The sequence below is a fragment of the Variovorax boronicumulans genome (genome assembly GCF_040544675.1).
GTDB classification, from domain to species: Bacteria; Pseudomonadota; Gammaproteobacteria; order Burkholderiales; family Burkholderiaceae_C; genus Variovorax; species Variovorax boronicumulans_D.
Genome location: NZ_JBEPKK010000001.1, coordinates 1 through 13933 on the forward strand (window position 1 = coordinate 1; position 13933 = coordinate 13933).

The following is a 13933-nucleotide window of genomic DNA, read 5'->3' on the forward strand; positions in this document are numbered from 1 at the left end:
TGCCCTTTCGTTGGGAGGACTGATGTCGCGTCGGACGTTCGCGGGGCTCCACGCGAAGCCCTGAGACCACTATTCGCTGGCTAGCGTGACTGGTGAGCCCCTTTGTGCTGGCCGCGCGTAAGGCTACAGTCGGCCACGACCGGTCATTCAAACAGGGCGTTTGTCGGCCCTAAAACGTATAGACAACGCCTCTATGAGCGATTTCAACCTTCTGACCATTTCCGCAGTTCAAGCCCACATTGGGCCCGTGATTGCTACATATCTCGGTGCAGATCGTTTCGCCGAGGTGAAGCCACTTCACTGGGTCGACAGCAAAGATGCCCCTGTTCGCCGTGTCTTCGCCTACGCACAACTTAAAGGCGGAGTTATTGCCCCGCGTTGGGGGTATTCGTTCGATTTCGTGCCGCACATCGTCGCGGGAAAAATGCAGTGGCATCGCACCGAAAAATCGGCGATCTTCGATGCGTTCATCGACGGACAATCCACAGAACTCAACCTCTCGTACATGTGGGGTGAGCAGGGTCTGCTCGAAGGCATGACGCCTCGGCTCGCAAACGCCGTGCGACAAGCGCAGGACTTCTGGCAGTTGGGTGGGCAAGCGATTTCGGTGTACGACCAAGTGGTTGCGCTGAGTGACCAGCCCGGGGCAGGCATGCACGCACAGTTGCCGGTGGCGGCCGCGTTTTGCCATGCGCTCTCTGGGCGCGAAGAAGATGCGCGTCGTGCGATGGCGGCTTATATTGACCGGGGAAAACCACGCGAAGACACGGTGCTGAAGCTATGGGCAGCTCTCGACGGTGCGCTCGAATCTGGGCTTCGACCCCAGACAGTCTGAACCCGGCGAATGCTATCCGGCGCTTTCAAGGACCGCTCCGTGTCCATTGCGCCAGCCCTATGCCCGGCTACAGTTGGCCACAACCCGACGTTTGATGGAGACGGTCGATAGCCTATGCCTGCCAACCAAGAGACAACCACAATTTGGCCCGAGTTCATGAGTGCTCTGGAGCCGGAAGCATCAGAGAGCAAAGTTGCTGCTGCCGCGCCAGCAGACGTCGCGGTACAGAAGCCGTCGAGCGGTCTGCCGGTATCAATCTCAGCGTGGTCGGGGGAGTGGTTCGGATGGGCCGGTCAAGGCCGGAGCTGCGACATCAAGCTGATAGTCGAAAAGCTCTCCCTGCACTCAGCCACGGTCGTTTGTGCGCGTGCGGCCGAGAGCCAGGGCGTCTTTAGCGAACGTGTGCTCGCTCAGATTCATGGAAACGAACTTCGATGTCGGCTGGCAACTGGCGCAGACCTCCGATTTCGAATGAGAAATCCGGCCGTTGTTGAACTCTTGTGGCACGAGCTCGACGGTCGTTGGATAGCTGGCGTCCTATCGCAAGCGAGTACTGGAGGACGCCGCATGACCGAACGCGTGCCCACCGGCGCGTTCGACAATGGTGAGCAGATCACGCTCGAAATGGTTACGTTCAAACCCGATGGGCCGGGTCCTTTCCCGACGCTTATGTTCAATCATGGTTCGACAGGTGTTGGCAATGATCCGTCGGTGTTTACCAGCACAGTGACCAGTCCGGCATTGGCGAAGCACTTCAATGATCGCGGCTGGATGGTCGTGTTCCCCCAGCGACGCGGACGCGGGAAGTCGGGAGGACTCTACGATGAGGGGTTCGAACCAGATCGATCGCAGTATTCTGACGATCCCCAATACGCTCTCCCGGGGTTCGAGCATGCGCTGGTAGATGTGGGGTGGGTCGTCGAGCACTTGCTCGCGAGGGATGACGTGGATCGTGAGCACCTGCTGATTGGGGGGCATTCTCGCGGCGGCTTCCTTGCGTTGGCATTTGCCGCGTCGCATCCCAATCTTTTTCGTGGTGTCCTAAATTTTGTGGGCGGCTGGGTTGATGAACATGGGCCCGCCTCCGAGATGGTTAACCCAGTTATCGCCAGGAGAGGAGCAAATTTTCAAGGGCCTAGCGTGTGGCTCTATGCGCAGAACGATCCCTTTTATAGCGTTGCTCACAGCCGTAAGAACTTCAACGCGTTCATAGTCGCTGGCGGTAAGGGTCTGTTCCATGTGCTCGATACACCTCCGGGTCAAGACGGCCATCACATCCTTTCCTTGACGGGCCTGTGGGGACCGGTCGTCGAGGACTTGCTGGAACGCGTCGGCAAGTAAGCAACTCGTACTTCGAACTGCTCGGAGAGCGCATCACATTGGATGACCGCTTTCGAGCAAATGAAAAGTCGGCTTTGGGCCCGAAGCAGCCGGTCGCGAAATCCGAAAGCGGACATTCGATTAAAGTCGTTTGCCCGCCAGCATCAGCGAACTGCCATGCCAAAGACATTGCCCCAAACCATATGCCTCGAGACCTCGGGCATGGGTATCGTTTTTCATTCTCCGTGGGCGACGTCGAACATCGCGCAAGGCGAGGACTTTCTCAGCAGCAGTTTCAGCAACCCGGCGGATGTTGCCGAGTTGGTCAATTCATCGAGAATCGCTGCGTTTTGCACGGGTTCACCAGGTGCATGGCGCTTGCATCTGCGTGCTGATCCGCCTGACGAAACCGCGCTAGTTCAGGCCGACTTCAAGGTTCGACTGGGCGTCGAGGTACGTGATGGCATCTTGCAGATTCGAGACCTCTATGAACTGATGTCCTGGGACCCCACCTGTAATGATGAGCAGGTGATTCACTTGACGGATGGGTTCTACCGGATCACCGCGTACACGTCGCCTCCCGAGAGCGGAATTCTGGGTGATGACCAAGACATCCATCTGCACCTAGAGGCGGTCCCGGAGCCCGCGCGGTTAGTACATCACGGCGTACCGCAACTCTGCGACTGAGCCCTTAAGTCGAACTCATGAAGGGCCGGTTGTGGCCGGGTTCGGAAGTCTAGCCTCGACCAACGACAGGCCGCTTCCGCTGGCAAAGCAGACGCTCGCATTGTCTGCTCAGCGTGTCACGCGAGGCCACACTCGCTTCCGCACAAGACATAAACATCCAGTCTCGGCACGCGTCCGGGGCTGCGCGCGCCCGCGACTTCAGTGGTGCGAAATTGAAGAACCCGAAAGTCCGATGACGCGGCGGACGCTGCGGCGTCGTCGGCGCGCGATCGTGCGAGGCGCAACGCGACCGTCGTTCCACAGCTGCGCTGAGCGCTCACGCCGATGGGGTGCCTTGCGCAGCGAAATAAAGGGGGAGCGAAGCGGAGGACATTCGCGGAGCAAGGCACCCCGTCGGCGTGAGCGCCGCCCTGAATGACCCCGACCCAGACCCCGATCCCAACCCCGATCGTTAAGGCATCCCCCGCGCCAACAAATGATCGACCAGGCGACGCTGCGGAAAACTCAAGGCCTCCTGCCGCGTGCAGAGGTACATGCGGCGCGACGCCCAGGCGTCCGACAGGTTCAAGAAGCGCAGGCCCATCTCCTTGCGGTAGGTGGCCGCCGCGCCCTCGGGCAGAATGCCCACGCCCATGCCGGCCTCGATCATCCGGCACACCGCCTCGAAGCTCTTGACCTTCACGCGCAGGCGCAGCACCTTGCGCGCGGCCACTGCCGCGTCTTCGATGGTGCGGGCGATGGCCGAATCGCTCTCAAGGCCCACGAAATCGAAATCGAGCAGCTCCGCAAAAGACACCTCGCGGTTGCGGTACGGATGCTTGTTGTGAACGATGGCCACCAGCCTGTCGGTGCGGTAGGGAATGAAGTTGAGCGTGGTGTCCACGGTCTCGCCGGTGATCACGCCGACATCGGCCAGCCGGTCGCGAATGGCCTGCACGATCCACACGCTGCGGTGCTCTTCGACATCGACGCGGATCTCTGGGTAGCTGCGGCGAAAGCTGGCGACGTCGTCGGGCAGAAACTGCCCCATGGCCGATGCATTGGCCTGCAGCCGCACGCGGCCCGTGGCGCCCTGTGCGTAGTCCGACAGGTCGGCCCGCATGCGGTCGACATCGCGCAGGATGAGCCGCGCATGCACCGCCAGCGACTCGCCCGCGCCGGTCACCGTCACGCCCTTGGAGGTGCGCTGGAACAGCGGCACGCCGAACTCGGTCTCCAGCATGCGGATGCGGCGGCTCGCGGCCGACAGCACGAGGTGATGTTCTTCGGCCGCCTTCGACAGGCTGCCGGATTCGAGAGCGCTCAGGAAGAGCGCGAGGGAGTCGAGGTCAGGCCGCATCATCGAATCAGTCTACCCGCGGCTTGCGCGCGGTCACACCCATGTCACGCTGCGCGTGGCACGCTCCTGCGCTTGAAACCACAACGTCTTTTCATCCGGCGGGTCGGCGTCGTCGCGATGCTTTGCACGTGCCTGATCGCACTGCTTGTTGCCTGGCGTTTCGCCTCGCCCGAACCGCCCGCCGCAAGCACGGCGCTGGAGATCCGCTGGCACGGCAACGGCATCGTCCTGCAGGGCAAGGTGAAGGATGCCGCCACGCAGCACGCGCTGGCCGACGGCGCGGCCGCACGGCTCGGCGGCGAGGCCGACCAGGTGGTGGACTGGCTGGACATCGAGCCCACCGCGCTGCCGGTGGCGGACGCCGCCGCGCTCGCCGAACTGATCCGCCTCGGCGATGAAGGCTGGCACCTGCAACGGCGGCCTGGCGACGCACGGCTGGCGTTGCAGTCCACGTCCGACGCGCGCAGCGCGCGTGCCCATACCCTGCTGCAGCGCGCGTTCGGCCCCGGCGTTGCCGTCGAACTCGTGCCCTTGCACTGGGAAGCTGTGAACGAATCCATCGCGTCCGAGTAACGCCCGAGCAAGGCCCGAGTCATGCCCGCGTCACGCACGGCGCCCAGCATGCGCTGCATTCCCAACACGGAGGAGAAGATCCATGCGCGCATCGTTCAAACATCTGGCCCTCGCAGGCGCAGTTCTCGCCGCGCTGACCGCTTGCGGCGGCAGCAACAACAACAACAATTCGGGCGGCTTCTTTCCGATTCTTCCGCCGGCACCGGCGCCCGCGCCCGCACCCGCGCCGGCCCCCACCGCGCCCGGCAGCATCGATGTGAAGCTCATCGCCTTCAACGACCTGCACGGCAACCTGGAGCCGCCCAAGCTGTCGATCACCGCGCCTGCCAAGGGCGGCGGCACCGTGCCGGTGCCTGCGGGCGGCGCGGCCTACCTGGCCTCGGCCGTCGCATCGCTCAAGGCGAAGAACGAGAACAACGCGGTGGTCTCGGCCGGCGACATGATCGGCGCCTCGCCGCTGGTGTCGGCTCTGTTCCTGGACGAATCGACCATCGAAGCGGTGAACGCGATGAAGATCGACTTCAACGCGGTCGGCAACCATGAGTTCGACAAGGGCCAGACCGAGCTGCTGCGCATGAAGAACGGCGGCTGCGCGAAGAACACTTCGCTGGAGCCCTGCCGCGTCAACAAGGCGTTTCCGGGCGCGAACTTCGGCTTCCTTGCGGCCAACACGGTGAAGACCGACGGCAACACGCTGTTCCCCGCCACGGGCATGAAGAGCTTCACCAAGGACGGCGCCAAGGTGAAGGTGGCGTTCATCGGCATGACGCTCAAGGGCACGCCCAACATCGTGACGCCCGCCGGCGTCGCGGGCCTGAGCTTCAAGGACGAAGCGGACACGGCCAACGCGCTGATCCCGCAGCTGAAGGCGCAGGGCGCCGACGCCATCGTGGTGGTGATCCATGAAGGCGGCACCACCACCGTCGGCTACAACGACAAGAGCTGCGCGGGCCTGAGCGGCGACATCCTGCCGATCCTGAACAAGCTCGATACGGCAGTCGACGTGGTGATCTCGGGCCACACGCACCGCTCGTACGTGTGCGACTACGGCAAGACCAATCCGGCCAAACCTTTCCTGCTGACCAGCGCGGGCCAATACGGCACGCTGCTGACCGACATCGACCTGCGCATCGACACCCGCACTCGCAAGGTCACGGCCAAGACGGCCGACAACGTGATCGTGCAGGGCGAGGCCTTCACCAGCGGCGCCAACACCGTCGCCGTGACCGACCAGTACCCTGTGTTCGGCAAGAACCAGGAAGTGGCCGCGCTCATCAGCCAGTACCTGGCCATCGCCGGGCCGCTGGTGCAGCGCGTGGTGGGCTCGCTCACAGCCACGGCCACGCGCACGCAGACGGCGTCCAGGGAAAGCGTGCTCGGCAACCTGATCGCCGATGCGCAGCTGGCCGCGACCAGCCCGGCCGACAAGGGCGCCGCGCAGATCGCCTTCATGAACCCGGGTGGCGTGCGCGCCGATCTGGCGCCGGCCAACGACGGCAGCGTGACCTACGGCCAGATCTTTTCGGTGCAGCCCTTCGGCAACAGCCTGGTCGTCAAGACGATGACGGGCGCGCAGATCAAGGCGGTGCTGGAGCAGCAGTTCGACAGCGGCGCCAACACGGTGGCCGCGCCGAAGGTGCTGCTGCCTTCGCGCGGCCTGACCTACACCTACACGCTGTCGGCGGCCACCGGCTCGCGCATCAGCGGCCTGGCGCTCAACGGCACACCCATCGCGCCGGCGACGACCTACCGCGTGACGATGAACAGCTTTCTGGCCACCGGCGGCGACAACTTCACCGTGTTCAACCAGGGCACGGACGCGCTGGGCGGCGACCAGGATGTGGACGCGCTGGAGGCCTACATCAAGGCCAACAGCCCGCTCGCGCCGCCGGCCACCAACCGCATCACGGCCTTGCCCTGAAGAGATCGACAGCGCCGGCGCGGCCTGCGCCGCCCGGCCTTTCCTGTCTCTGGTTCAGACCGCCAGGCCTTGCTCCACGTCCAGCGTCTTGCGGCGCGCCATGGCGAGGTTCGACTTGGCCTTGTCGAGCACCAGGTACACGAAGAGGCCTTCCTTCTTCTGCATCGGGCGAATGATGTGGTATTGCTTGCCGAGCGTGATCAGCATGTCTTCGATGACGTCGTTCAGGCCCAGGTCGCGCATGGTGCGCAGCTTGGCGCGAACCACCTCGGTGTTGCCCGCCGCCGCAACTTCGAGATCGACGCCCGAGCCGATCTGGCCCAGGATCATGCCGCTGCTCGAATCGACCAGCGCCGCGCACAGGGCGCCGTCGCAGGTCATCAGGTCGTCCATGGATTGCTTGATATTTGCCATCGAAATCTTTCCTAGTCCCTCGCCCCTGAAATACGGCGGCCACCCGGGCGAAGAGGTGGGCGGCAGCCGGTGTTGACTCGATGACGGGATGCGGCGCCGTGCTCTCAGGCGTGCTGCAGCAGCAGCGTCGCCTGCTTCGCGAAGTAGAGGACTTGGCCGATGATGGCGTCCTTGCCGGTGACCACGCTCACGATGAGCGTCATCTCTTCGTGGCGGGCCTGCAGCATGAGGATGTGGCCGTGCGTGGCCTCGATCGTCACGTTGTCGCAGCGGCCCAGATTGCTTTCCTCGCAGGCCACCGCGCCCAGTGCCGCGAGCGAACTGGCAATGGCCGACAGGCGGGCGACCTGTGCGGTGTTTTCCACGCGCGAGGCCAGCTCGAAGCCGTCTTCGGTGGAGATCACCACCGCCTTCACGCCCTTGATTTCTCGCATCAGCGTTTCGATGGCGGACTCGGCAGCGAGCTTGATTCTTGGCGCGATGTTCATGGCTGCGTTGAAGTAGGGGAGGAGTTCAGGACTCGAGCTGGAGCAGCAGCAGTTCCAGCAGGCCGACGACCTGCTGGGTGTCGGTGACGTTGGCCGGCAGCACCGGGCACAGCACGCCCTTGGCCTGCATGCGCGTGGCGAAGGCGTCGATGCGCGGCTCGGGATGCGATTCCATGCGGCCGACGGCCACCACGCAGGCGGTCTGGGCGATGAGTTCGGCGAATCCGTCCAGGTACACGTCCAGATCGGCCAGCGGGTCGGCGCGGCTGTTGTCCACCAGGATCACCACGCCGAGCGCGCCGCGCGCCAGGATGCGCCACATGAAGTCGAAGCGCATCTGCCCGGGCGTGCCGTAGAGGCGCAGTTTTTCACCGTTGTCCAGCGTGAGCTCGCCGTAGTCGAGCCCGACGGTGGTGGTGGCCTTGGCGACCGAGTTGTCGGTGTTGCGCACATCGGTGCTCACCGGCGCGATTTCGCTCACGGCCGCAATGGCGGTGGTCTTGCCGGCGCCCATGGTGCCGGTGAAGAGGATCTTGTGTTCGACGGTCATCTGGACCCCGACGACAGCAGGCCGAGCCGGCTGCGTATGCGGGCCAGCAGGCCGGGCTGCACGGACGGTTGGACGGAATGGCGTTCCGACGCGTGCGAAGAGGCCTCGGCGGCGTTGGCGTGGGCTGTTTGCGCGTTCGGCGGCGTCATTCCGGTGACTGCGATTTCAATGAGACCCGCTTCCTTGAGTTCCGCGAGAAAGTCGGCGCAGTCCTTGGCCGTGGCGGCCGAGCGCTGTTGCAGGGCGGCGAGCGACGCGGGCCTGCCGGTCAGCAGCGTCGCCATCTTCAGGCGCGCGGGCGTCTCCAGCAGGGCGGAGGGCGGCCATTGCGAGAGACGGAATTCTTCGCCGTCCGCGGCGGGCGCCTCCGGCGAAGCGATCCCCAGCCCCCAGGCGTGGAGCACCAGCGCACCCAGGCGGTTGAGCGCGTTTTCCAGCGCATCGGTGTGCAGCGGCAGTGCAAGGAAGTGACCGTGCTGCGGATCGACGTGCCCGACGATCAGTACCGGGACGTGCCGGGCGGTGGCGTCGTCCGCCGCGGGGGCCTGCTCGCCGACCACGCGCAGGTCGGCTTGTTCCGCCTTCCACGACCACTGCTGGTGGGTCCGGTGATCGAGCAGCCGCACCAGGGACTTGAGCAGGATGACTTCGCGCGCCGGCAAGCCTTCGGTGCTGAAGCTCAGCTGTGCGCGGTGGCCCTTGGCGGTGGAACCGGGCGTTGTCATGCGCGGCGCCCGGTTTGGACCGTTTGCACCAACTCAGTGCGAGACTGCCGATCAGGGCGCAAGATGAGGGCCTTCTGAAGCTGTTATGTAGTGATCGACCGAAAAATCCAACAGACTTTGAGAACTAAAGGTTTTGTTCTGAAACTCCGCCTGGAAAATATAACAGAGCTGTTGCAAATAAAAACACAAGATTACAAGGCGAGCTGAAAAAAGAAGATCCATGCGCGCGCCCCCCGCCCGCGTCGGCACTTCCCGAAAGGCGTGTCTTCACGTCAGCCGCGTTCCACAGCCCCATTTGCACCGTTCTGGCGCGCCTAGCATGTGGCCATCTGCTCTTTCAGGCAGAGATCGGTCCGCCGGTCCATCGATCCATTCATTGCAAAGGAAACCGCCATGAACACGCTCAATCTCCGCTCCCTCGCGCTCACCTCCCTCGTCGCCGCATGCAGCCTGGCTTTCGTCGGCTGCACCACCACGCGCCCGCAGGACCAGTCCAGCAGCGTGTCGTCGCGCACCTCCATCGACGCGCAGGTCGATGCCTCGCTGTCCAAGCTGTATGAATCGGTGAAGGGGTCGCGCGAACTCGTCGCCAGGTCCAGCGGCGTGCTGGTGTTCCCGGCCGTGGTCGGGGCCAGCATGGGCGTGGGCGCGGAATACGGCCGCGGCGCGTTGCGCGTCAACGGCCGCACGCAGTCGTACTACAGCACCACTGCGGGCTCGGTGGGCTTCCAGGCCGGCGCGCAGTCCAAGGCTGTGATCTACCTGTTCACCACCCAGGCCGCGCTGGACAAGTTCCGCGGCAGCAAGGGCTGGACGGCCGGCGCGGACGCCACGGTGGCGGTCGCAACCATCGGCGCGAACGGCAGCATCGACACCAACACCATCCGCCAGCCGGTGGTGGGCTTCGTGATGACCAACGTGGGCCTGGAAGCCGGCGTGTCGCTGTCGGGCGCGAAGATCACCGAGATCCAGCTGTAATCGTCCGGCCCGCGCGGGCCGGGTAGTTACTGGCCGAGCTGCGCTTGCAACTGCGCCACTTGCCGGCGCAGGGCTTCGTTCTCGGCCGTGAGTTCGGCCACCCGCTGCTCCAGCAGTTGGGTGGCATCGGGCCTGGATTGCGATTCACCGGCGTCCGATTCGGCGCTTTCCTCGCGCGGCTTTTTCTTCGAGTCGCGCACGCGCTTGGCGGCCTGCTTGAGCTCGTCCTTGCCTGCATTCGCGGCGCTCACCTGTTCTTCGGCCGGAAGGCTGGCCACCGCCGCGGCGGTATTGATGGAGATCACGCCCGACTTCACCGCCGCCACCAGTTCAGGCGCGGCCTGCTTCTGGATTTTTTCGATCATGCCGACCTGGTTGCTGCTCAGGCGCGCGGCTCTGGCGATGGCTTCGCGCGTGTTCAGCGGCGCGACCGGCGGCATGGGTGCGTCGGACGACGCGGTGTCCGAAGGCGTGTCCACATCGAATGGCGCATCGGACGATGACTCCGGCGAGGCGGTCGCGGCGGATGCACGGGCGCGCCGCTCGTCGACGATGTCCTTCTTGCGAAGCGCCAGCACGCCGCGCAGGAAATCCGAAATGCTGCGCCGGCCCAGGTGCTGGTCGATCATCCAGAGATGCACGTCGTCGAGGGTCTTGAAGCGCGTGTTCTGCACCGTCTGGAAGGGCAGGCCGTGTTTCTGGCAGATGCTGTAGCGGTTGTGGCCGTCGACCAGCACGTCGCCCCACAGCACCAGCGCATCGCGGCAGCCTTCGGTGAGGATGCTTCGTTCGAGCGCTTCGTGTTCCTCCGGGCTCAGTGGATCGATATAGGCTTTGAGTTCTTCGTTGACGACGATGTTCATGGGGACGGGATCGGGGAGAGGGGCGGAATTCTAGTGGCGCCCGCTTGCGCGTATCGTGCGCACCTCCATCGGCGTGTCCCATTGCAGCGGCATGGCCTCGCGGCACACGATGCGCGCGGGCGCTGAATCGCCGGGCGCGGCGCACACGGCCACCAGGTGTTCGGGCGTGGGCTGCAGCTGCCAGAAATGCCAGCGCTGCGCGGTGTCGTCGCGCGGATCGGCGAGCGCGAATTCGATGCCGTCGCTGCTGCCGTCCAGCGCAAAGCTGAAGCTGTCGAGCGGAATCTGCAGGCCCATGCCGCGTGCCTTGATGTAGCTCTCTTTCAGCGTCCACAGTTGAAAGAAACGCTCCGCCTGCAACGCGGGCGGCAGGGCGTTCAGCGCGGCCGATTCATGCGGCGAGAAGAAGTGATCGGCAACGTCGAGCGCCGCCTTGCGGCTCGTGTTTTCCGCATCGACACCGAGTTCGATGTTGCGTGCCAGCGCCATCACGATGAGGCCGTCGGTGTGGCTCAGGTTGAAGTCCAGGCCGCGCGTTTCGTGGACCAGGGGCGCCTCGATGCGAGGCCGGCCGAAGCGGCCTTCGGCGAAGCGCCAGGCTTGTGCAGACACCGGCGCATAGCGCGAGAGCACCGAGCGCACCAGCGCCCGCGTCAGCAGGTAGCGATGCCTGTCGCGCGCAAAGTGAAAGCGGTCGTGCTTGGACTGGTCTTGCGGTGTGAGCAGCGCGCGGCAAGCCGCGGTCGACTCCGCGCTGCCGGCCTCGCCGTGCAAACAGAACCAGAGATGGATGTCGCCCTCGGGCAGAAAGATGAGTGGGGCGGCGCCTAGCATTGAAAGATCGCAGCGTGTTGTATGCGAACTGAGTTTGTGCGAATGATTGCACGAAGCGAAGTGGTCTATCATCGCGGTCCCCCGTCGGAGCGACGCCGGGCTCCGCGTTTTCCGCGGATTCCCGGGCCACACGATTTGCTGTGCAGATGCCTCCGGGGGCTCCATCCACATGTTCGAACGTTGATCTGGAAGGGTCATCAAGGTGACTCGAAGTCTGCATATAAATAGAAATGATTCTTATTTAGATCTGTCCGTCGAAAGTAGTAATCAGACCCGCGGCCTGTTGGCCCGCTCACTGGAGGAAGAGGTGTTGAACATGCCGTTGCCCACGCCGTCGCTCATTCCATCGCTCATGCCGTCCCCTATGCCGTCCCACACGCCCGAGCCTTCGCTCGCGGAGATATTCATCGCCAACCGGGCGCAGCTCTGGCGCGTCGCCCGGAAGATCGTCAACACCTCGGACCTGGCCGACGATGTCGTGCAGGACGCCTACCTGAAGCTGGTGGACGGCCCCTGCGTGCGCCACGCCGACCGGCCCATCGGCTACTGCTGCCAGGTGGTGCGCAACATGGCGCTGGACTACTGCCGCCGCCATCGCGTCGAAGCCAGCTACCGCACCTTCGACGTCGACGTGGAACTGCTGGACCTGCCGACCACCGCCGCCACGCCCGACCGCATGATGTGCGAGCGCCAGGTGATCGGCGCGATCGACAAGGTGCTCGCCGGCCTCGCCCCGAGAACACGCCTGGTGTTCGAGCTCTACCGGCTGGAAGGCCTCACGCAGCGCGAGATCGCGGCGCGCCTGGGCTGTGCGCTCGGGCTGGTCAACGGGCTGATCGCCGAGGCTGCGACAGCCATCAAGTCATGCGGCCATCTGCTGCTCGAAAGCGAGCCGCACTGAAGAGAGCCCTCGAAGCCAGGCTCCGTTTGCCGCGAGAATGCGCGCACACGAGCCGCTTCGAGAATGACACAGGAACAAGACGATCCCCTCTGGAACACCGCCTGGAACTGGGTCCAGCGCGCGCATGACCAGGACAGCTTCGACGACGCCGCGCGCGCGCAGATGACGGCCTGGCTCGTGGCCGACGCGGCCCATCGCCGCGCCTACGACAAGGCCGCGCGGCTCTGGCTGCTCGCGGGCTTCGTTCCGCCGGCCAACGATTTCGGTGACGGCGAAGAACCGTCAGATACCGACACAGACCCCGACACCGCCGCGCCCCCGGCCGGCCAGTAACCCCCGTTTCCGCCCACGCGGTCGCGCCCATTCAGGCGCATCCGTGAAATGAACAGATTCGCCCGCCAAGCGTCCTCTTGGCAGGGGCGCCGCAATTCGATCCGGTCCACGACCGGCCATCGGCTGCCTCCTTATCTCTCTCTGTTCAATCACACAAGGATGCACCGATGTCGACGAGCTGTTTTGACCGTGAAGACGAAGCCTTCATCGTTCTGGTCAATCACGAAGACCAGTACTCCATCTGGCCCCACTGGAAAGCCGTGCCCGGCGGATGGACCGCCGTTGAAGGCGTGCAGGGCGACAAGAAAACCGTTCTTGCCTACGTAGAAAGCCACTGGACCGACATGCGTCCCAAGTCGCTGCGCGACTGGATGCAGCAGCAGGCCAGCGGCACGCCGACCACGGAAACCGCGGCGGGTTGATGAGCGCCCAGGCGCTCCATGCGCCCCAGGAGCCTCTGGCGCTGCTGTGCCTGCCGTGCGCCGGTGCGAGTGCTTCCATGTATTTGCGCTGGCGCCGCTTCCTGCCGCCATCGGCGCGCATCGTGCCGGTGGAGCTTCCCGGGCGCGGCGCACGCATGAGCGAGGCCTTCGTCGAAGATTTCGACACGCTGGTCGCCCGCATCTGCGCCGAGCAGGCCGACGCGATGCGCGGCGGCTTCGCGCTTTTCGGCCACAGCATGGGCGCGTTGCTTGCGCATGGCGTGGCCCGCCGGCTGCAGTCGTTGCGGCGGCCCCTGCCGCGCGCGCTGCTGGTGTCCGGCTGCGCGGCCCCTTCGCGGCGCGATCCCGAGCGCTTTGCCGGCGGCGAGGACGATGCCGCGCTGACCGCCGAACTGCGCAAGCAGGGCGGCACGCCCGAAGAGGTGTTCGCCAGCGACGAACTCATGCGCATCACGCTCGACACACTGCGTGCCGACCGCCGCGTCTGCCGCAGCCATGTCCATGCCGTAGCCCAGCCGCCGCTGCCGTTGCCGGTTCACGCCTTTGCCGGAAGACAGGACGACATCGAGGCGTCGGCAATGGCCGCCTGGTCCCGCGAGACCGACGGCGTCTTCACCCTCGACTGGTTCGAGGGCGGTCACTTCTTTCTGCGGCAGCACGAGACCGCTTTCCTCGCGTCGCTCGCACGGCGCCTGCCGGCCGCACATCTTCAAGCGCATCAAGGGTAGG

17 protein-coding genes are annotated in these 13933 nt (G+C 64.8%); 10 read left to right on the forward strand and 7 right to left on the reverse strand.

The window, feature by feature from the left end; genetic code table 11:
• Nucleotides 1-193 precede the first annotated feature (193 nt).
• From ABIC90_RS00005 to ABIC90_RS00015, 3 genes are all read left to right on the forward strand, one after another.
• Nucleotides 194-835, forward strand: coding sequence for a hypothetical protein (locus tag ABIC90_RS00005; protein ID WP_354351985.1), 642 nt, complete (start codon nucleotides 194-196; stop codon nucleotides 833-835).
• 567 nt (nucleotides 836-1402) lie between these two features.
• Nucleotides 1403-2176, forward strand: a complete 774-nt coding sequence (locus ABIC90_RS00010; protein ID WP_354351986.1) for an alpha/beta hydrolase family protein — start codon at nucleotides 1403-1405, stop codon at nucleotides 2174-2176.
• Nucleotides 2177-2332: 156 nt separating this feature from the next.
• A complete protein-coding gene (locus tag ABIC90_RS00015) occupies nucleotides 2333-2842 on the forward strand; it encodes a hypothetical protein (RefSeq protein ID WP_354351987.1) in 510 nt (169 codons plus the stop codon).
• Between the two features lie 451 nt (nucleotides 2843-3293).
• Here ABIC90_RS00015 and ABIC90_RS00020 read toward each other — a convergent pair whose 3' ends face one another.
• Nucleotides 3294-4184 (reverse strand): LysR family transcriptional regulator, encoded by an 891-nt coding sequence (locus tag ABIC90_RS00020; RefSeq protein ID WP_354351988.1) that lies wholly within the window; start codon nucleotides 4182-4184, stop codon nucleotides 3294-3296.
• A 69-nt stretch (nucleotides 4185-4253) separates the two neighbouring features.
• Between ABIC90_RS00020 and ABIC90_RS00025 the strand changes: the two genes are divergently transcribed.
• Together ABIC90_RS00025 and ABIC90_RS00030 are read left to right on the forward strand one after the other, a co-directional pair.
• Entirely contained in the window at nucleotides 4254-4754 is a 501-nt protein-coding gene (locus ABIC90_RS00025; RefSeq protein ID WP_354351989.1) for a hypothetical protein, read from the forward strand.
• Between the two features lie 82 nt (nucleotides 4755-4836).
• Entirely contained in the window at nucleotides 4837-6675 is a 1839-nt protein-coding gene (locus ABIC90_RS00030; protein WP_354351990.1) for a bifunctional metallophosphatase/5'-nucleotidase, read from the forward strand.
• Between the two features lie 54 nt (nucleotides 6676-6729).
• Here ABIC90_RS00030 and ABIC90_RS00035 read toward each other — a convergent pair whose 3' ends face one another.
• From ABIC90_RS00035 to ABIC90_RS00050, 4 genes are all read right to left on the reverse strand, one after another.
• The gene (locus ABIC90_RS00035) at nucleotides 6730-7089 is read right to left on the reverse strand and encodes a hypothetical protein (protein WP_354351991.1); all 360 of its coding nucleotides are present in this window, start codon (nucleotides 7087-7089) and stop codon (nucleotides 6730-6732) included.
• 104 nt (nucleotides 7090-7193) lie between these two features.
• Nucleotides 7194-7577 (reverse strand): roadblock/LC7 domain-containing protein, encoded by a 384-nt coding sequence (locus ABIC90_RS00040; protein ID WP_354351992.1) that lies wholly within the window; start codon nucleotides 7575-7577, stop codon nucleotides 7194-7196.
• 25 nt (nucleotides 7578-7602) lie between these two features.
• Complete coding sequence (locus tag ABIC90_RS00045) at nucleotides 7603-8127, reverse strand: GTP-binding protein (RefSeq protein ID WP_354351993.1); 525 nt, start codon at nucleotides 8125-8127, stop codon at nucleotides 7603-7605.
• Nucleotides 8124-8852: a hypothetical protein gene (locus ABIC90_RS00050; RefSeq protein WP_354351994.1), complete on the reverse strand. Its 729-nt coding sequence runs from the start codon at nucleotides 8850-8852 to the stop codon at nucleotides 8124-8126. Before ABIC90_RS00050 ends, ABIC90_RS00045 begins: the two co-directional genes overlap by 4 nt.
• Nucleotides 8853-9245: 393 nt before the next feature.
• Between ABIC90_RS00050 and ABIC90_RS00055 the strand changes: the two genes are divergently transcribed.
• A complete protein-coding gene (locus ABIC90_RS00055; protein WP_354351995.1) occupies nucleotides 9246-9830 on the forward strand; it encodes a BPSL1445 family SYLF domain-containing lipoprotein in 585 nt (194 codons plus the stop codon).
• 26 nt (nucleotides 9831-9856) lie between these two features.
• Here ABIC90_RS00055 and ABIC90_RS00060 read toward each other — a convergent pair whose 3' ends face one another.
• Nucleotides 9857-10693, reverse strand: coding sequence for a plasmid replication/partition related protein (locus ABIC90_RS00060; protein WP_354351996.1), 837 nt, complete (start codon nucleotides 10691-10693; stop codon nucleotides 9857-9859).
• 30 nt (nucleotides 10694-10723) lie between these two features.
• Nucleotides 10724-11527, reverse strand: coding sequence for a 4'-phosphopantetheinyl transferase family protein (locus ABIC90_RS00065; protein ID WP_354351997.1), 804 nt, complete (start codon nucleotides 11525-11527; stop codon nucleotides 10724-10726).
• A gap of 364 nt (nucleotides 11528-11891) precedes the next feature.
• On the opposite strand from ABIC90_RS00065, the gene ABIC90_RS00070 reads away from it, so the two are divergent.
• From ABIC90_RS00070 to ABIC90_RS00085, 4 genes are all read left to right on the forward strand, one after another.
• Complete coding sequence (locus tag ABIC90_RS00070; RefSeq protein WP_354352596.1) at nucleotides 11892-12428, forward strand: sigma-70 family RNA polymerase sigma factor; 537 nt, start codon at nucleotides 11892-11894, stop codon at nucleotides 12426-12428.
• A 63-nt stretch (nucleotides 12429-12491) separates the two neighbouring features.
• Entirely contained in the window at nucleotides 12492-12761 is a 270-nt protein-coding gene (locus ABIC90_RS00075) for a DUF4880 domain-containing protein (protein ID WP_354351998.1), read from the forward strand.
• Nucleotides 12762-12928: 167 nt separating this feature from the next.
• Complete coding sequence (locus ABIC90_RS00080; RefSeq protein ID WP_354351999.1) at nucleotides 12929-13183, forward strand: MbtH family protein; 255 nt, start codon at nucleotides 12929-12931, stop codon at nucleotides 13181-13183.
• Complete coding sequence (locus tag ABIC90_RS00085; RefSeq protein ID WP_354352000.1) at nucleotides 13183-13932, forward strand: thioesterase II family protein; 750 nt, start codon at nucleotides 13183-13185, stop codon at nucleotides 13930-13932. The genes ABIC90_RS00080 and ABIC90_RS00085 overlap by 1 nt, the downstream gene beginning before the upstream one ends.
• Nucleotide 13933 lies beyond the last annotated feature (1 nt).